General features: G+C 38.2%; 15 protein-coding genes and 1 pseudogene. 12 read left to right on the top strand and 4 right to left on the bottom strand.

The features are described from left to right. Position 1 precedes the first annotated feature (1 nt). The 10 genes and pseudogenes from AC3WJG_RS12730 to lrgB all read left to right on the top strand — a co-directional run bounded on the left by AC3WJG_RS12730 (position 2) and on the right by lrgB (position 10223). On the top strand, positions 2-580 hold the full coding sequence (locus tag AC3WJG_RS12730; protein WP_337133836.1) for a TetR/AcrR family transcriptional regulator: 579 nt from the start codon (positions 2-4) through the stop codon (positions 578-580). A gap of 260 nt (positions 581-840) precedes the next feature. Then, a pseudogene (locus tag AC3WJG_RS12725) lies at positions 841-2790 on the top strand (BglG family transcription antiterminator). A 161-nt stretch (positions 2791-2951) separates the two neighbouring features. After that, positions 2952-3257 (top strand): PTS sugar transporter subunit IIB, encoded by a 306-nt coding sequence (locus AC3WJG_RS12720; RefSeq protein ID WP_013055477.1) that lies wholly within the window; start codon positions 2952-2954, stop codon positions 3255-3257. A 13-nt stretch (positions 3258-3270) separates the two neighbouring features. Beyond that, positions 3271-4629 carry a PTS cellobiose transporter subunit IIC gene (celB, locus tag AC3WJG_RS12715; protein WP_337133835.1) on the top strand — a complete coding sequence of 453 codons (1359 nt, stop codon included), beginning with the start codon at positions 3271-3273 and terminating at the stop codon, positions 4627-4629. A 13-nt stretch (positions 4630-4642) separates the two neighbouring features. Then, entirely contained in the window at positions 4643-4972 is a 330-nt protein-coding gene (locus tag AC3WJG_RS12710) for a PTS lactose/cellobiose transporter subunit IIA (protein ID WP_025749845.1), read from the top strand. Continuing rightward, positions 4969-6297, top strand: a complete 1329-nt coding sequence (locus tag AC3WJG_RS12705) for a 6-phospho-beta-glucosidase (RefSeq protein ID WP_337133834.1) — start codon at positions 4969-4971, stop codon at positions 6295-6297. The genes AC3WJG_RS12710 and AC3WJG_RS12705 overlap by 4 nt, the downstream gene beginning before the upstream one ends. Before the next feature lie 121 nt (positions 6298-6418). Then, positions 6419-8170 (top strand): sensor histidine kinase, encoded by a 1752-nt coding sequence (locus tag AC3WJG_RS12700; RefSeq protein WP_043980398.1) that lies wholly within the window; start codon positions 6419-6421, stop codon positions 8168-8170. Between the two features lies 1 nt (position 8171). Further along, complete coding sequence (locus AC3WJG_RS12695; protein ID WP_102814012.1) at positions 8172-8912, top strand: LytR/AlgR family response regulator transcription factor; 741 nt, start codon at positions 8172-8174, stop codon at positions 8910-8912. Between the two features lie 162 nt (positions 8913-9074). Beyond that, positions 9075-9509, top strand: a complete 435-nt coding sequence (lrgA, locus tag AC3WJG_RS12690) for an antiholin-like murein hydrolase modulator LrgA (protein WP_098332487.1) — start codon at positions 9075-9077, stop codon at positions 9507-9509. Between the two features lie 33 nt (positions 9510-9542). Continuing rightward, positions 9543-10223 (top strand): antiholin-like protein LrgB, encoded by a 681-nt coding sequence (lrgB, locus tag AC3WJG_RS12685; protein ID WP_050689329.1) that lies wholly within the window; start codon positions 9543-9545, stop codon positions 10221-10223. Positions 10224-10278: 55 nt separating this feature from the next. On the opposite strand, the gene AC3WJG_RS12680 is transcribed toward lrgB, so the two are convergent. Beyond that, complete coding sequence (locus AC3WJG_RS12680; RefSeq protein ID WP_060744843.1) at positions 10279-10713, bottom strand: hypothetical protein; 435 nt, start codon at positions 10711-10713, stop codon at positions 10279-10281. A gap of 337 nt (positions 10714-11050) precedes the next feature. On the opposite strand from AC3WJG_RS12680, the gene nirB reads away from it, so the two are divergent. Together nirB and nasC are read left to right on the top strand one after the other, a co-directional pair. Beyond that, positions 11051-13396: a nitrite reductase large subunit NirB gene (nirB, locus tag AC3WJG_RS12675; protein ID WP_337133833.1), complete on the top strand. Its 2346-nt coding sequence runs from the start codon at positions 11051-11053 to the stop codon at positions 13394-13396. Positions 13397-13415: 19 nt separating this feature from the next. After that, positions 13416-15566, top strand: coding sequence for an assimilatory nitrate reductase catalytic subunit NasC (gene nasC / locus AC3WJG_RS12670; RefSeq protein WP_060744845.1), 2151 nt, complete (start codon positions 13416-13418; stop codon positions 15564-15566). Between the two features lie 49 nt (positions 15567-15615). On the opposite strand, the gene AC3WJG_RS12665 is transcribed toward nasC, so the two are convergent. From AC3WJG_RS12665 to alsS, 3 genes are all read right to left on the bottom strand, one after another. Beyond that, positions 15616-16797 (bottom strand): MFS transporter, encoded by a 1182-nt coding sequence (locus AC3WJG_RS12665; RefSeq protein WP_028407520.1) that lies wholly within the window; start codon positions 16795-16797, stop codon positions 15616-15618. A 236-nt stretch (positions 16798-17033) separates the two neighbouring features. Beyond that, entirely contained in the window at positions 17034-17747 is a 714-nt protein-coding gene (gene budA / locus AC3WJG_RS12660; protein WP_060744847.1) for an acetolactate decarboxylase, read from the bottom strand. Positions 17748-17763: 16 nt separating this feature from the next. Beyond that, a complete protein-coding gene (gene alsS / locus AC3WJG_RS12655; protein ID WP_081731991.1) occupies positions 17764-19443 on the bottom strand; it encodes an acetolactate synthase AlsS in 1680 nt (559 codons plus the stop codon). Positions 19444-19614: the final 171 nt, after the last annotated feature.

Raw genomic sequence — 19614 nt, 5'->3', positions numbered from 1 at the left:
GATGTCGCCACGACAAGGGTTAGATTTTAAAAAGGTGATTCAAACAGGTGAAAATTTGGCAAATCGGGAAGGGTTTTATGCTGTTACAATTGCTTCATTAGCCAAAGAATTAAATGTTCGTCCACCGTCTTTATATAACCATATAAAAGGATTAGAAGAGCTGCGCAAAGAACTGGCTTTAAGTGGACTGCAGCAGCTATATCATCTTTTAAAAAGTGCTGTTGAACATGCTTCTAGAGAAGACGCTGTTTATCGGCTAAGTAAAGCATACGTTTCATTTGTAAGAAAGTCTCCGGGAATATACGAAGCAACGGCAACGGTAGCACCAAGGATACAGGATGAAGAAGTACAAAAAGCATCTGATAACATTTTGTTTTTAGTGCTGGATGTGTTGAAACCGTATCAGCTTCCGGAAAATGAAGCCCTTCATGCTGTTAGAAGTCTTCGCAGCATTTTACATGGGTTTTCTTCTTTGGAGCATAAAGGGGGATTTGGAATGTCATTAAGCACTGATGAGACTCTAGACTTTTTAATCCGTACGTTTGCATTGGGCCTACACCGGTATAAGCAGACCACATAAATTTTATTAATGCCACTAAGCCTAATGCTTTAGTTGAAATTGAAAAAAAAGAGAAAGAATGATAGATTACAAATAAAGACATTTATTCCTATTGTTTTAGGGTTGTTACTGATGAAGCAGGCAAAACCTAAGCTGCAAGGACAGAAAAAGGTAGTTTCTGTTTGTTGCTGTTTAGGTATTTTTTGTTTTTGTTTAAAATAACCAGCCCTTTTCATTTGTTTTATAAGGGAGAAATCTTCTGAGAATGGAGAGAAGCAAACATGCTTAATTCAAGAATGATCGTCATATTAAGAGAACTAATGTCCGTACAGTCTACATTATCAACCGTTACGAGTGAATATTTAGCAACAGTAAATCAAGTATCTTCTCGAACTATTCGAACGGATATAAAACAGCTAGATGACATTTTGTCTCAGTACGGAGCTAAAATTAAATCAGCTCGTGGGACAGGATATGAACTTAGCGTGTTAGATGAAAAACAGTTCCATCACCTATTAAAAGAACTTTCGGCTAATCAATTATTTGATGCAACTTCTATTCCAACCGTTCCTGATGACCGCGTGCATTATTTAATCAAAAGGTTGCTGCTAGCAGACGAATATTTGAAGCTCGAAGATTTAGCAGACGAGTTGTATATTAGCAAGTCAACGGTTCAAAACGATTTAAGAGATGTTAAAAAACAGCTGTGTAAGTATGATATTCTTTTAGAAAAACGTCCTAACTATGGCTTGAAAGCTAAAGGGGACGAAATGAAAATGAGATTCTGTATGTCTGAGTACATATTCAACCGAAAAGATAAAGAAATAGATATGGTATACAATAAAATATCTATTCTGCCCCAAGAATCAATCTTAACGATTAAAGCCCACATTTTAAATCAAATAAAACGATACAATATTATGGTTTCAGACATTGGATTAAATAATTTAATCATTCATTTAGCTATAGCTTGTAAGCGAATACAAGAAGAAAATTTTATTTCTTTGTATTCAGAAGATCTGCTTGAGATTATGGAACATAAAGAATATGAAGTGGCAGCTGAAATTGTGCGGGAGATTGAAAATGCATTCAAGATTCGTTTTCCGAAGTCAGAAACGGCATATATCGCCATTCATTTGTTAGGTACAAAAATGCTCAACAATAGCAATCATGAAGAAAAAGAAGTAAAGCAGTTTATTGACACAAATATCTATGAATTAACAGCAGCTATATTAGAAGCAATTGAAAAAGAGCTTCATTTAGGAATTAGTGAAGATTCAGAGCTGATCCTTGGCATGAGCTTGCATTTGAAACCGGCTATCAATCGCTATAAATATGGAATGAATCTGCGAAACCCGATGCTTGAAGGAATTAAGAGTCATTACCCTCTGGCTTTTGAAGCTGGGATTATAGCTGGGAAGGTTTTGAAAAATCGCCTTGAAATCGACATGCATGAAACGGAAATTGGCTATTTAGCTTTACATATTGGAGGGGCCATTGAACGTCGGAAAATTATCAATCAGCCTAAGCGCTGTTTGATTGTATGCGCATCGGGAGTAGGGAGTGCCAAGCTATTATCATATAAGTTGCAGGCTACTTTTGGATTAAATCTGACTATTTTAGGAACAACGCAGTATTATAAGCTTCACCAAATGTCGCTGCACTCTTTAGATTTTATTGTTAGTACCATTCCAATTCCAGATCATCTTCCTGTTCCTGTAGTACAAGTAAGTACGATTCTAGGAAACAGTGATTTTTAAAAAATTGATTGTTTAATGAAGAACAAACAGCAGCCTTCCTTAGAATACACAAAAAAAGAATTAGTATATTTACAGCAAGAATTTCAAACGAGAGAAGAAGTGCTTCATTTTTTAGGAGAGAAATTAACTCATCTAGGACTAGTTCCTTCTCAATTTATAGAATCTGTTTTTGAAAGAGAAGCTGCATCACCAACAAGTTTTGGCAATCTCGTTGCGATTCCTCATCCTATGGTTCCTCAAACGGATACGACGTTTTGGGCCATTTGCACGTTAAAAAAACCGATTATGTGGGAAGGAAACCTCGTACAATTTATTTGCCTTTTAAGTGTAAAAGCGAATAATCAAGGCGATTTGCAAAAGATGTACAGTTTGTTAGTCCGCGTTGTGGATGATAAGCAGGTCGTGCAGCGCTTAGTAAAGTGCAAGGATTATGAGGAATTTATTGAGGTGTTTATGAAAAATATTAGATAAAAAAAGAAGTCTAAGAGAGGGGCTTCTTTTTTTATCTGAATGTTCAAACATAATTTTTCCGCTAGTAACGGAAAAAGGTTGTGTATAAATGTAAGCGCTTTTATTTTATGATAAAACTATCAACAAAACAGATAGCAAAATAAAAAACGGGGGAATGACAAATGAATATTCTATTATGTTGTGCAGCTGGAATGTCTACAAGTTTACTAGTAACAAAAATGGAAAAAAGCGCTCAGGAGCAAAGCACGGAGTATAAAATTTGGGCGGTTCCTGGTGACTCTGTTCGCAACCATATTGATCAAGCGGATGTACTTTTATTAGGACCTCAAGTGCGTTACCTATTGCCGCAGCTTAAGAAGCTAGGTGAAGAAAAAGGAGTGCCAGTTGACGTTATAAATCCTGTTCACTACGGAACGTGTAATGGGGAACAAGTGTTAAAATTTGCAGTTCAACTAGTTTCAAAATAGGAGTGTGGACTACATGAGCAAATTTAATAGTATGCTTGAAAGTAAAATAATGCCTATCGCTGGAAAAATGGCGGGTCAACGCCATTTACAAGCACTTCGAGACGGTATTGTTCTGACAATGCCGCTCATTATTATCGGTTCAGTATTTTTAATACTGTCGAATTTACCGATACCAGGTTATAACGACTTTATGGCAGGGATTTTCGGAAAAGAATGGGCAACGAAAATGGCCTATCCAGTTGGAGCTACATTCGATATTATGGCGCTGCTTGCTTGTTTCGGAATAGCCTATCGGTTAGCTGAAAAATACGGAGTAGATGCTTTGTCCGCAGGGGCTATTTCACTTGCTGCTTTTTTACTTGCTACTCCGTATAAAGTGTCCTTTCTCCCAAGTGGAGCCAAAGAAGCTATTTTAGTAGACGGCGGAATTCCAACCGCTTTAATGGGAAGTAAAGGACTCTTTGTGGCAATGATTGTCGCGATTCTCTCTACGGAAATTTACAGATGGTTTATTCAAAAAGACATTATCATCAAGATGCCTGATGGAGTTCCTCCCGCTGTTGGAAAATCGTTTGCTGCTCTTATTCCTGGCTTTACGGTAATAGCATTTATTTGGATTTTACGTTTGTTAGTAGAACAAACGCATTTTGGAAGTCTGCATAATATCGTTGGAGAATTGCTTGGAAAGCCTTTAGGTGTGTTAGGCGGCAGTTTAGGCGGTACGCTAGTTGCCGAACTTGTTATTATGCTCATGTGGTCATGTGGACTTCATGGAGCGAATATTGTCGGTGGAATTATGGCTCCCATTTGGTATGGAGCTATGGATGAAAACCGAATTGCATTTGCTAATCATGAAGCATTACCAAATATTTTCACACAGCAGTTCTTTGATATTTGGATTAATATCGGAGGCAGCGGAGCAACGTTAGCTCTAGTTGTAGCTATGATTTTAAAAGCACGCAGTCAACAAATGAAGCAGCTTGGTAAGTTAGGAATAGGACCAGCTCTTTTTAACATCAATGAGCCAATCATCTTTGGACTTCCGATGGTGATGAATCCAATGATGCTTATTCCGTTTATTATTACCCCTCTTGTGACGGTAGTAGCAACCTATATTGCGATGTCGACAGGACTGGTAGCAAAACCAGCAGGTATTGCGGTTCCTTGGACTATGCCTCCGATTATTTCTGGCTATTTGGCAACAGGAGGGAAATTATCGGGTGCAGTTATGCAAGCTATTAATATCGGAATCTCTGTTTGCATTTATTATCCTTTCTTTAGAATGTGGGATAAACAAAAATTCACTGAAGAAAATGGTATACAGCCTGCAGCTGAAGGGGTACCAAGTGATACAAAGAAAGATATTGTGTGAGGAGGGATAAAGGATGGAAGGCATTCAAGAATATATTTTTAAATTAATCTTACACGGTGGAAACGGCAGAAGTTCAGCAATGGAAGCGATAGCAGCTGCCAAAAGCGGAAATTTTTCGGAAGCACGTGAAAAGCTTACACAAGCTGCAGAAGAATTAAATGCTGCTCATCATATCCAAACGTCGTTAATTCAAGGTGAAATTAGAGGGGAAAGCACAGAAATTTCTCTGCTCATGATTCATGCTCAAGATCATTTAATGAATGCGATGACGGTAAAAGAAATGGCTACTGAATTTGTAGATTTATATGAAGCAATCAAAATTTCCGGGGGGATTACACTATGAAAAAAGGTATTAAGATTGTAACGATTGGCGGAGGTTCAAGCTATACGCCTGAACTAATAGAAGGATTTATTAAACGATACGATGAACTTCCAGTTCGAGAACTTTGGCTAGTAGACGTCGAAGAAGGAAAAGAAAAGCTGGAGGTTGTTGGGAATTTAGCAAAACGAATGGTGAAAAAATCAGGTTTGCCAATTAATGTTCATTTAACGTTAGATCGAAGAGAAGCACTAAAAGATGCGGATTTCGTAACGACTCAATTCCGAGTTGGTTTGTTAGATGCACGAGCGAAAGATGAAAGAATACCGCTAAAATACGGGGTGCTTGGTCAAGAAACAAATGGACCGGGCGGATTATTTAAAGGACTTCGCACGATTCCCGTTATTTTAGATATCTGCCGTGACATTGAAGAGTTATGTCCAGAAGCTTGGCTGATTAACTTCACAAATCCTGCAGGCATGGTAACAGAAGCTGTGCTCCGCTATAGTAACATTAAAAAGATTGTAGGACTTTGTAATGTACCAATCGGAATGGAAATGGGGATTGCTAAGCTGCTTGATGTAGATCACTCTCGCATTCGAATTGATTTTGCTGGTTTAAATCACATGGTCTATGGATTAGATGTATATGTAGATGGTGTAAGCGTTAAAGATCAAGTTATTGATTTATTGAGTGATCCAACTAACAGCAGCTTTGTGAAAAATGTAGCGGGACTTGGATGGGAGCCAGAATTTACAAAAGCCCTAAATGCGTTAACGTGTCCATATCACATGTACTATTATAAAACGCGTGAAATGGTAGAAAAAGAGCTCGTTAATTATGAAAAAGGTGAAACGAGAGCAGAAGTCGTAAAACAGTTGGAAAAAGAGCTGTTCGAACTGTATGAAGATCCTAATCTAGACATTAAACCGCCTCAATTAGAACAGCGCGGCGGAGCCTATTATAGTGATGCAGCCGTTCGATTGATTACATCCATTTACACGGATAAAGGTGATATTCAGCCCGTAAATACTATCAATAATGGTGCCATAGCAAGTATTCCTGCTGATTCTGCCGTAGAAGTAAGCTGTATCATTACAAAAGATGGACCGAAGCCAATTTCAGTCGGCGACCTTCCTGTACCTGTGCGAGGTCTTGTTCAAACAATTAAGTCATTTGAGCGTATTGCAGCTGAAGCAGCAGTGACCGGAGATTATGATAAAGCTATTTTAGCATTAACCATTAATCCTCTTGTGGCTTCTGATAAACTAGCTAAGCAAATTGTAGACGAGATGCTAGAAGCTCATAAAGATTACTTGCCTCAATTTTTTAAAACGGTTCAAGCTTAAAATCAAGCTGTGCGAATACAGTACGTATTCGCACAGCTTTTTTTCTATTTGTAAAGCTAGATTTCTGCCACCATCAATGTAACAATATAAAGTAGAAACGGACAGCAAAGGGTGGCTAGAAATGATTCATTTATTAATTATGATGGTAGAACGAGTCGGAGTTATTGTCATCTTAGGTTTTTTGCTGGCACATACAAAAGTTTTTCGGCAATTTCTCCGCAAACAGCAAGGATATAAAGGAAAAGCTGTACTTATTTTTATTTTTTCTCTTTTTAGCATTATTAGTAACTACACGGGAATTGAGATTCAAGGAACAATTATTCGAAATGAAGACTTATTATTAAAAGTAGATCCATCAAGCTCGATTGCAAATACACGAATTATGGGTGTGGAAATGGGCGGTCTGCTTGGCGGTCCATTTGTTGGTTTAGGAGTAGGAATACTTGCTGGCGTTCATCGCTTTATGTTAGGAGGGAGTACGGCGTTTAGCTGTGCAGTTTCATCCGTTTTAGCAGGGGTGTTAACTGGATATATCGGCTATGCCTACCGGAAAAAACATCGAACGATTACACCGCGCTTTGCTGCACTTGTAGGCATAGCGATGGAAACGCTTCAGATGCTGATTATTTTATTATTTGCTAAACCGTTTGATTCGGCATGGACGCTAGTGAGTATTATTGCTATTCCAATGATTATTGTAAATGGCACGGGAAGCTATATTTTCTTATCTATTATTCAGTCCATTTTACGGCAAGAGGAACAAATGAGAGCGCTTCAGACACACAAAGTATTATTAATTGCGGATCAAACTCTTCCACATTTTCGTCAGGGTCTTACTAGTGAATCATGTGAAAATGTTGCAAATATTATTCATCGCTTCACAGGTACGGATGCTGTTTCGCTAACTGATACGCACAAAATTTTAGCTCATGTAGGGGAAGGAATTGATCATCACGTTCCTTCGCATAGTTTAATTACCGGGCTGTCTCACGAAGTGCTGAAGACAGGAAAAATTATGAAAGCAAAATCGAGAGAACAAATTGATTGTCAGCATAAAGACTGTCCGCTTCATGCCGCCATTGTGATGCCGCTTACTTCTCACGGTACTACCATTGGAACACTAAAAATGTACTTTAAAGATGCGAGCGGGTTAAGCCGAGTGGAGGAAGAGCTGGCAGAAGGATTAGCTAAACTTTTTTCAACTCAGCTAGAGCTCGGCGAAGCAGAGCTTCGAAGTAAATTGCTAAAAGATGCGGAGATTAAAGCTTTACAGGCTCAGGTGAATCCTCATTTTTTATTTAATGCTATTAATACGATATCGGCGCTGTGCAGACAGGACGTAGAAAAAGCCAGAAAGCTGCTTTTGCAGCTAAGCATTTATTTTCGTTCCAATTTGCAAGGTGCAAGGCAGCTGTTGATTCCGTTATCAAAAGAGCTTGATCATGTTCACGCGTACTTATCGCTGGAACAAGCCAGGTTCCCTAATAAATACGAAATTGACATGTATATTGAAGAAGGGCTAGATGATGTCTTGCTTCCACCATTTATTCTTCAAGTGCTTGTGGAAAATGCCATTCGGCACGCCTTTCCGCGTAAACAAAAGCACTGTCGCGTAGAAGTTCATATTGAGACAAAAGATAAATATGTATACGTAAAGGTAAAAGACAATGGACAAGGTATAGACACAAAACGATTGCAAAAGCTTGGCAATCAGCCCGTTTTTTCAGAAAAAGGAACGGGGACGGCTCTTTACAATATTAAACAACGTTTGCACGGATTATTTGGAAAAGAAACAACGCTGGAGTTTGACATAACAGAAGGAACAGCGGTTTCGTTTGTTATACCAATTGAATTAAAAAGCGAGGGTGTATAATATGCTGCGAGTACTAATAGTAGATGATGAAATGTTAGCGCGAGATGAATTAAAATATTTATTACATCGAACGAAAGAAGTAGACTTCATTGAAGAAGCTGAAAGTATCGAAGAGGCGTTGGATAAAATGATGGATGAAAAGCCGGATTTATTATTTTTAGATATACAACTGTCAGATGACAGCGGTTTTGATATTGCTAAAAGGCTTAAAAAAATGAAAAATCCGCCAGCTATTATATTTGCAACCGCGTACGATCAGTACGCTTTACAAGCCTTTGAAGTAGATGCAATTGATTACATTTTGAAGCCTTTTGACGAAGAAAGAGTGGTGCAGGCCATTCATAAATATAAAAAAATGCGTGTTCCTCATTCCGCTGTGAAAGAAGAAGAATCGATAGGAGAGCCTTCTTCTCAAACTGGAAAGTTAGCGATTTCTGTAGACGATTCGATTGTGTTGGTGAATATAAAGGACATCTTGTTTGTAGGGTTAATAGAAGGAGAAGTCACCATTCAGACTATAACAGAGTCCTACCATACTGCTGATACGCTTGCTATGCTAGAAAAAAAGCTCCCTTCTCAGTCGTTTAGTCGTGTGCACAGGGGATATATCGTCAACGTAGATCATATTTCCGAAGTACAGCCTTGGTTTAATTCTACGTATAATTTAGTAATGAAAAACGATGAGCGAGTTCCTGTCAGCCGTACATATGCTAAAGAATTAAAGAAACGTTTAGGAATTTAAGAAAAAAACAGCTTGCGTATGCATTTTGGCAAGCTGTTTTTTGTATTTCAAGGCTCGATTTTTGTAAGTGAGCATAAATATTTGACTCTTTGATTTGAAAACGCTTTCCTATTGATTTTCATTTTATATAATGAAGTCAACAAACAGAGAGAGGTGAAAGAAATGAGTGCTAAAAAAGTGTATGGCTTCTTAACACAAGCATTTATTTTTTCCGTAATTATGTTGATTTCAGATTTTATTGCAGAGCATTTGCCTTTTCCAATGCCTGCTTCAGTCATTGGACTTGTGCTGTTATTTCTTGCACTATGCTTGAAGATTATTAAACTAGAGCAAGTTGAATCACTGGGAACGGCTTTAACTTCTTTGATCGGATTTTTATTTGTACCAGCAGGTATTTCTGTTATGAATTCATTAGGTGTTATGCAGCAGTACGGCATTCAAATTTGTTTAGTTATCATCGTGGCAACGATTATTTTGTTAGGCGTTACAGGCTTATTTTCACAGCTTATACTTGGCATGACAAAAGATAATAAAGCAAAAGAAGAAATAAAAGATGTAGCTATGAGTGAAAAAACAAAAAAACAGGACATTGCTTAATATCAATTATAAAGAGACAAGGTGGTTGGAAAGATGAATCCGTATTTTGGAATCGTGGTTTCTTTAGCTGCGTACGGTATTGGAACGTATTTATTTAAAAAGTCAAAAGGGTTTTTCTTATTTACTCCTTTATTTGTGGCAATGGTACTCGGGATTGCTTTTTTGAAAATTGGTCACTTTTCTTATGAGGAGTACAGTAGCGGCGGAAAAATTATCAGCTTCTTTTTAGAACCAGCAACGATTGCTTTTGCCATCCCTTTATATAAACAAGCTGATAAATTAAAAAAGTACTGGTGGCAAATCCTTTCTTCTATTGCGGTAGGATCAATTTGTTCGGTAGCGATTATTTTTGCGATTGCGAAAGGTATTCATATGGATGAAGTCGTGATGAAATCAATGCTTCCACAAGCAGCTACAACAGCGATTGCGCTGCCATTGTCTCAAGATATTGGAGGTATTCCTGCTATTACTTCCTTTGCTGTTATTTTTAATGCAGTCATCGTATATGCGCTGGGCGCTTTATTTTTAAAAGTATTCAAGGTGAAGAATCCAATTTCGAAAGGATTAGCTCTTGGCACTTCTGGACATGCGCTAGGAGTAGCCGTAGGGATTGAAATGGGAGAAGTAGAGGCAGCCATGGCAAGTATTGCAGTTGTTATTGTAGGCGTCGTCACAGTTGCCGTTATTCCACTTTTTGTTCAGCTAGTCATGTAACAAAAGCCTGAAGGAGTCAGAGATTTTCTGACTCCTTCAGGCTTTTGTTTGTTAATTAATACACCACTCCAAAATGTCGTGATGCGCAGTTTTGACAGGTTGTATGGTCAAAAAGACTCTCAGGAATGATAAATTCAAAACAAAATTGACATTGTTTGAATTGACTTTGTCTATAAAACATTGTCTCTAAGAAAATAGCTGTAATATGTTCGGTTATGTGCTTAGGGGAACGTTGTTCTAAAGTGGACCATGGAATAGACTGATGCTCTATGTAAATCGGAAAGGAAGTATAGGGTGTATCCCATTGTATGGCTTGATATCCAAACGTAAGGCCATGATGAGCTGCAGATGTAAATATGATCAGGTTTTGATGGAATTCTGGCAGAGGTAATTCTAGTTTTTGATCTTTAAGCGATCTCGTTTTGGAATGAAGGTTATACAATTTAATTTGAAAATGAATCCACTGAGTGGCGTGAACGGTTATTGACATGTTTTAAACCTCCAATTCAGACTCTTTCTTTTATCATAATTGATTTCAAAATAAATAAATAGTAGGCAAAAAGAAGATAACAAAATTTTATATAGATTACTTACAAGGCGTAGGGAAAGGTGATATAAGCATAGCATCCTTTTTTCTACCCCTTTTTAAAGCATATTAATCTTCTATATAAAAGCTTGCTTTCAACGAATGGTATCGGCGTATTCATACGCTTTAAACAGATTTTAATGTTAGAAGTTATAACAAGGTTCATTTCTTTTAGAGAAGTTTATGGAATAATAAAAACTGTATATTTTACGGTCTGAATCTATGTGTTGGAGGTTTTTATATGACGAAACAAAAGCTGATATTAATCGGAAATGGAATGGCAGGAATGCGCTGTATTGAAGAAATTCTTATTCATTCTCCAGATGGTTTTGATATTACTGTTTTTGGAAGTGAGCCTCACGTTAACTATAATCGAATTTTATTATCAACCGTTTTACAAGGCAGTACAAAGCTTGAAGATATCAATATTCATTCTTTCGCATGGTATAAGGAAAATAATATCACTTTATTTAAAGGAGAAAGCGTTACGCACATAGACACTAAGAGAAAAATAATAAAAACAGATAAAAACAGAGAGACGATGTACGACAAGCTTATTCTTGCTACTGGCTCGAGCCCGTATATGCTCCCCGTTAAAGGGTCTGACAAAGAAGGTGTCCTCGGTTTTCGTACCATCGAAGACTGTCAGGAAATGATTAAAATTTCTAAACAATATAAAAAAGCAGCGGTTATTGGAGGGGGTCTGTTAGGGCTGGAAGCTGCTAGGGGACTATTAAATTTGGGAATGGATGTTCAAGTCATTCATCATTCGGGTTTCTTAATGGAGCGACAGTTAGACAGAGCAGCATCTGCTATGTTAAGAGAAGAATTGGAAAAGCAAGGCATGAGTTTTCTATTAAATAAACATACGGATGAGATTATAGGGGAAAATCGAGCAGAAGGCGTCCGATTTAACGATAGCAGCAAAATTGCAGCTGATTTAGTTGTAATGGCTACAGGAGTGAGGCCAAATGTTAATCTAGCTAAAAAAAGCGGAATAGAAACAAATAGAGCAATCATCGTAAATGATTATTTAGAAACGAGCATCCCGGATATCTATGCAGTAGGTGAATGCGCGGAACATCGAGGGATGACATACGGCCTTGTTGCTCCTCTCTACGAACAAGGAAAAGTCTTAGCGCGACATCTTTGCCAAATAAAAAACGATGGTTATCGCGGGTCCGTTCTTTCCACTCAATTAAAAATATCAGGAATAGACGTTTACTCAGTCGGAGAGTTCAAGGAAAATCAAGGTGCAAAAGCCATTACGATTTTGAATATGTTAGATGGTATATACAAAAAAGTCGTTTTTCGCGAGGGGAAAATAGTGGGAGCTGTTCTTTTTGGAGATACCAGTGAGGCTATAAAGCTATCACAAATGATTAATGAAAAAAAGGATTTGTCGCAAGCGGAAAAAGTACAATTATTTCCTTCTCAACATGCAAAAGAAAATGCAGTAGCTTCTATGCCACTTACAGATATGGTATGCAACTGTAATGGTGTAACAAAGGGAGCCATTATTGAAGCAGTACAGAAAAATGATTTAACGACAGTAGATGAAATAAAAAGTTGCACGAAAGCTTCTGGTTCATGCGGAGGATGCAAACCCCTTGTAACAGATCTTTTAACATATATTCAAAGCGATGAGTTTGATGAAATTATTGAACAAAAAACCTTTTGTACATGTACACATTTATCAGAAGATGAGCTGGTAAGAGAAATGCAGCAATATCAATTTGAGACGGTTCAGCAAGTAAGAGAAATATTAAAGTTTAAAGACATGAAAGGCTGTTCGTTATGTGAAGGCGGTCTTCATTACTATTTAGATATGATGCATCCTCATTATGAAAACAATCGACATTCTTTATTTACTACGGAGAATGAACAGACCGTTTTGCTTCACAATGGGACTTATGCAGTGGTACCGCAAATTCACGGTGGTCTGACAAATGTACAGGAATTAAGGAACATAGCAAATGTAGCTGAAAAGTACAACATCTCTACTATTCGTTTAACAAATGATCAGCGCATTCAACTCATTGGAGTGAAAAAAGAATATCTTCCGTTGATAAGTGAGGAAATAGATAGAGGACTTCAGCAGCTATATGAACGTACAGTTAAAAATGTATCTGTTTATATAGGAAAAGGAACGTGTATTTGTGAGCATGAACCTGCTCTTGCTTTATCAAATGAATTAGATAAACAGCTTGAATATGTAAAGACCCCATGTGATATCAAAATCAGTATTGCTTCGTGTTCTCACATTGCAGAGAATGTAACAACAAGTGATTTAGGATTAAGAAGAATAGACAGAGGATGGGAAATATATGTCGGCGGAAGCAGCGCAGAAGCCAGAAGCGGGGAGCTGTTTTATGTGGCCGAAACGAACGAAGAAGCAGTAGAAATCAGCTGTTCTTTGATTCAATATTACCGTGAAACAGGAAACTATTTAGAAACTGTCGGGAGCTGGATCGAACGAGTAGGAATTGTTCATGTCAGAGAAGTTTTGTTTGAGATAGACAATCGAGAGTATTTAATGAAGCAGCTCAGTTCAGAGCGCTCTCGTGCAATCACATATTTATTATAGGAAAGAAGGGTGACCTACGATGACTGAGATGCTATTGAAATATTTTCGTGAGCAGCAAAAGCAAGTTGAAACCGAGCGTATCTATAATACTCAGTGTCCTTACTGCAGCATGCAGTGCAAAATGCAGTTAGTTGAACAAACACATGTAAAAAGGAAAACGTATAAAACAATTGGAGCAGATAACCCTACTTCTCAAGGAAGGTTATGTATCAAAGGAATGAATGCGCATCAGCATCCTTTGCATAAAGATCGGATTCAATATCCTTTATTAAAAGTAAACGGAGAGTTTGTAAAGATTTCTTGGAAAGAAGCTCTTCACTATATTAAAGAAAACGTTACAGAGATTCAAGAGAAGAATGGAGCAGATGCGCTAGGTGTTTATGGAAGTGCCTCTATTACAAATGAAGAAGCTTATTTATTAGGGAAATTCGCTCGAGTTGCGTTAAAGACAAAGTATATTGATTACAATGGACGCTTATGTATGTCGGCTGCTGCTTCTGCTGCTAGTAAAACATTTGGCATGGACCGAGGATTTACGAATAGCTTGCAAGAGATTCCGTTTACTGAATGTATTATGTTAGCTGGAACAAATATTGCGGAATGTCAGCCAACGATTATGCCTTATTTTGAGAAAGCAAAAGAAAACGGAGCTTTTATTATTGCAATTGATCCAAGAGAAACCGCTACAACTAAAATAGCTGATTTACACTTGAAACTTAAACCGGGGAGCGACGCGGCATTAGCCAATGGGATCTTGAAGGTCCTTATCGAAGAAGATTATCTAGATGAACGATTTCTACAAGAACGTGTCAATGGATTTGAAGAAGTAATTCAATATGTGGCGTCTTTAGAATTTAATATCATTGAAGAAATAACGGGAGTGCCACGTGAAGAAATGTATCAAGCTGCCCGTATGTTTGGTCAAAGAAAAACGGGAATGATTTTTACTGCTAGAGGGGTAGAGCAGCAAACAGACGGAAGTGCTGCGGTGCAAAATTTTTTGAATATTCTACTTTCTGTTGGGAAAATCGGTAAACCTCGCTGCGGATATGGGGCCATTACCGGTCAAGGAAATGGGCAGGGAGCCCGAGAGCATGGTCAAAAAGCGGATCAGCTTCCAGGCTACCGTTCAATCGAAAATCATGAGCACCGGATGTATATAGCAGATGTGTGGAACATAGAGGAGAAAGATCTTCCTAGAAAAGGTGTTTCTGCATATGAGATGATTGAAAAAATTCATGACGGTGAAATTAAAGGGCTGTTTTTGATGTGTTCAAATCCAACAGTTTCAAATCCAAACGCTAATTTTGTTAAGAAGGCTTTTGAAAAGCTTGAATTTCTAGTGGTAGCAGATATGTTTGAATCAGAAACGGCAAAATTAGCAAACTTGATCTTACCAGCATCTTCCTACTTGGAAGATGAAGGAACCATGACAAATGTAGAGGGAAGAGTTACATTACGCGAAGCTAGCTTTCCATGCCGCGGCGAAATCAAACACGACTGGGAAATACTATGTGAAATTGCTAAAGTTTTAGGGAAAGAGGAATATTTTTCGTTTTCATCAGCTGAAGAAATATTTAATGAACTGCGAATGGCAAGTAAAGGAGGGATCGCTGATTACTCCGGTATTACGTACGAACGATTACGAGAGGAAAAAGGAATTTTATGGCCATGCAGAAGCTTAACAGATAAAGGAACCGAGCGCCTGTTTGAAACGCGTTTTGCTCATAGTGATGGAAAAGCGATGATGGTCCCTGTCTCGAATCAAGCTATTGTACCTAAAGCAAAAATAACGGAAAAATATCCTCTCTATTTAACAACGGGAAGAGTGATGTCGCACTATTTAACGGGTGTACAAACGCGAAAAAGTGCGTCTTTATCTGCTAGAAATTTCGAATCTTTTATGGAAATCCACCCTTCAACAGCGAAAAAATATGAAATTTCGAATCAAGAATTAGTACAAATTGAATCTTCATATGGAAGGATTGTGGTAAGAAGCAAATTTTCAGAGGGCATTCGGCCAGATACCGTATTTGTTCCTTTTCACTGGGCGGATTCTCAAAATGTTAATAATCTTGTTTCTGAAAAATTAGATCCCGCCTGTAAGATGCCAGGGTTTAAAGTAAGTGCTGTGAAGATTAGCCCTTCTGTAAAAAGAAGCAGCTATTAAAAATGCTGATGCAAAAAGCCTCTTGAAAAAAGAGGCTTTTTGAATGGAATCAGGCAAGGTGCTTTTGGTTAATACGTACATCTTGTTTTTTGAATCCAGAATAATTTAGTAAGAGACAGAATAGGGCAAAAAGCGCTAGTAAAGAAAAACCGACAACGTAATCTCCGCTTGTATCTTTTATAAAGCCTAGCACAATAGGAGGGAAAAAGCCGCCTATTCCTCCGAATGCTCCTACGATTCCGGTAACAGCTCCAATATTTCCTGTTGAAACAGATGGAACCATTTTAAAAACAGCTCCATTTCCGATACCAAGAGTAATGGCTGCAAGTAAGCAACCTACGCTAAATAGGGAGAAGGCAGTGATGGTAAATGCAATAAATAACCCTATTAGTAGCATTCCGGTAAAGACGAAGGTAAGTACTTTTTTTGCTCCGAATACATCCGATAAATATCCTCCAAGAGGCCGTACAAACGTTGCTAGTACGACAAATACAGCTGTTTTCAGCCCACTGTCTACAGTTGAAGCATTAAATTGATCATGCAAAATGGTAGGAAGATAGATGCTGAACGTTACAAACCCACCAAATGTTAAAAAATAGAAAACGGATAAAAACCACGTTTCTTTAAATTTTAATACCGATAAAGATTCCTGCAGCGTTTTGGGGGAAGCAGCAGAAGGGTGGTCTGAAGTTCCTACCCATAATAAAAGAGCCATTAAGGCTACCGCAATTGCTAAACTCCAAAATACCCAAGGCAAGCCAAAAGAAGAAAAGATAAGTGGAATACTAAAGCTTGCTACCGCCGATCCTAAGTTGCCCATCCCGGCAATTCCTAAAATAAAACCTTGCTTTTGAGGTGAATACCATTTAGAGACATATGTAATGGAAATAGCAAAGGTTGTTCCGGCCATGCCAATAAAAAATGCCCAAAAGAGCAGCATGGTATAAGAATGAGTAAAGCCTGCACAAACGGTAGGGAGTAGAAGAGCCAGCATCGTCAAAGAATACACTTTTCTTCCTCCGAAGCGATCTGTTAAAATCCCCATCGGAATTCGCATAAGAGAACCTAATAAGACGGGAGTGGCAATTAAGATACTTTTTTCAGCATTGGTTAATGAATACATCACTTGAATATCTGCAGCGATAGGTGCGAAGACAGACCATACTGAAAAAGCAATAATCATAGATAAAGTCGAGATAAGAAGTACAGATAAAGGCCGTTTAGAAAACATTACTTAAAAACCTCCTTTTTTATATGCAGCGTAAAGCTGTTGCAATATGGTAATTATGATACTACGCTTTCTTTTTTATGTATCATTCTGTGTTAGGTTTTCTTCCGTGGTTTTATGGGAGACCTATATTACTAATAGAAATGGGAGGAAACTTAAAGATACACGAAGTGTTCATAAAAAAACTCTCATCGTCATGCGTAACGATGAGAGTTTTTTTACAGTAAGAGTATCGTTGTTTATTCAGCGGTCGCAATTTCTTCTTCTACATCATGGTCTTCTAAGTTAGCATTTAAAAATTCACTTGTTTCCGATAAATTGAGATTTAATTTCGTTTTTTTGCAGATTTGAATTGTAACATCCTGAACGGAGACATCTAAAACATGTCCCCCTTCTTTTTTATATTCATCAATAAAGTGCAGGTGGTAGCCGGGAACACCGATGCCTGAAGAATATTCTGGCGTATAAAAACCTGCTAGTGTTCCATTTACATCTGAAGATGTAAATGTAGGCTGATCAGCAGCCGCATCTACCATAGAAGGATAGGGCTTCTCTTGCTTTGCAACCGTGCGCGTTTTTACTTCTTTAAACTTCCCGTCAATGCGAACTGCATAGAATAAATTCGGGCTAGGAATAAGCTCGTTCATTAAGCTTTCTAGTTGTTCACGATTCATTTCCTTTTCTACACGATAAGAGATATCTTCATAAAAGGTTGTCATAATGGCAAAAGGTGTTTTTGCATCTTTACTAATAGGTGCGGCTTTTCCATCAGCAATATGATAAAATTCTCCGTCAAAGGCAATCATTTCACCATCCAATTGATTAAACGTACCGATGCCGAAATCACCTTTCTTAGCTAAATCCTTGTATGTGACAACACCGTCAAATACTCCGTCTAATAAAGCGATCATAGTGGAAGTTTGGTGAATTGTTAATTTTTCTTTATTGCTCATTCTTTACTCAGTCCTTTCAGTTAATTTGATCTGGCAGTAGCTGTGTATTTAGTTTTTCATTATCTTTATAATCTACAGGAACATCAATGATAACGGGGCCTTGTTCACGAAAAGCGCTTGCTAGAGTGTCCAGAAATTCTTCTGGTGAGTTAACTCTAAATCCTTTGGCACCAAAACTTTCAGCAAGCGTAACAAAGTCTACGCTGCCAAACTCTACTGCAGATTTTCGGCCATATTTAATCTGCTGTTGAAAGCCAACCATATCGTAGGTTTGATCGTTCCAGATAATGTGAACAATTGGTAAGTTTAACCGAACGGCTGTCTCGAGCTCCATAGCTGAAAATAAAAACCCGCCGTCTCCAGACATGGACAGAACTTTTTTATGGGGGCGAACGAGTGCAGCTGAAATGGCCCAAGGCAAAGCAACACCTAGTGTCTGCATACCGTTGCTGAATAGTAAATGCTGAGGTTCATAGGAACGAAAATAACGAGCCATCCATATGTAATGCGAACCAACGTCACATGTGATGGTAGTATCATCTTCAACAAAGTTCTGCAGAGCTTCAATTAATTGTAGGGGATGAAGGTGAGTGTCATTAGAAAACTCGTACTGATCGTCAGGTTGTTCAAGTTTGCTTTTTAGTGTTTTTAAAAAAGAAGCACTTTCTTTTGAACGTATTAAATGTGGGAGTTTATCCGCTAATATGTCAATTGTGCTTGGAATATCTCCTACTAACTCAATTTCCGGCTGATAATGGTGGTCAGCTTGTGCTTGTAAATCATCTAAATGAATAATGGTTCTTTGACTTTCTGAGTTCCAAAGAGAAGGAGGGTATTCAACTGGGTCATATCCGATTGTTAAGACGACGTCAGCATGCTTCAATAAGACGTCTCCAGGCTGATTGCGAAAAAGACCTACTCGCCCAAAAAAGTGAGTTTCAAGCTCTCGTGAAACAGCTCCCGCACCTTGGAACGTTTCCACCACAGGAAGGTCATGTTCCGCTATAAGCTGACGGATTGATTCCACTGCTTTAGATTTACTTGCTCTCATACCTAAAAGCAAGACAGGTAGTTTTGCTGTGCGAATAGTGTGTATAGCTTGGGCAACAGCGTCTAAATTAGCAGCCCCAATCGTAGGAGCTTTTAAAACGGATAGAGTGGAAGCTGATGTTTCGCTATCCATTACATCCTGCGGCAAGCTGACAAAAGATGCTCCTGAAGGAGAAGAAACAGCTTCGCGAAAGGCGTCTGTTATCACTTCTGGAACGTTTGCAGCGTCTTCTACCTCAACGCTGAATTTGGCGATAGATTTAAATAATCCTTCATTATCCATTGATTGATGCGTCTTTTTTAATCGATCTGCTCTTGGAACGGCTCCTGCTAGGGCTACCACTGGATCACCTTCAGAAGTAGCAGTGACAAGGCCAGTGGCTAAGTTAGCGGCACCTGGACCTGATGTGACAAGGCAAACGCCCGGCGTACCTGTCAGTCTTCCCATAGCAGCTGCCATAAACGCAGCATTTTGTTCATGGCGGCAAACAATTACTTCCGGCCCTTTTTCTTTCAAAACATCAAATACGCCATCAATTTTGGCTCCTGGAATGCCAAAAATATAAGGCACATTCTGACTTGCCAAACTTTCTACTAGTAAGTCAGCTCCTTTTTTTGTTTCGGTAGTATCAGCATTACTCATCATGCATTCTCTCCTTTATATTTCTTATATAGGTTTTAAGGCCTACTGATTGAATACCCAATTTGTATGACAACTAATCAAAGGAAAGGAGAAGGTTTTAATTTTCTAAATAAAAAACTTCCCTATTAATTAGGGAAGCAGAGATGTACCTATTGCGAATAAAACATATCTGTT

This window comes from Priestia sp. FW507-14D1A (genome assembly GCF_058781295.1).
Note: the sequence above shows the minus strand (reverse complement) of the source record. Positions and strands in the feature narration are given on the sequence as shown.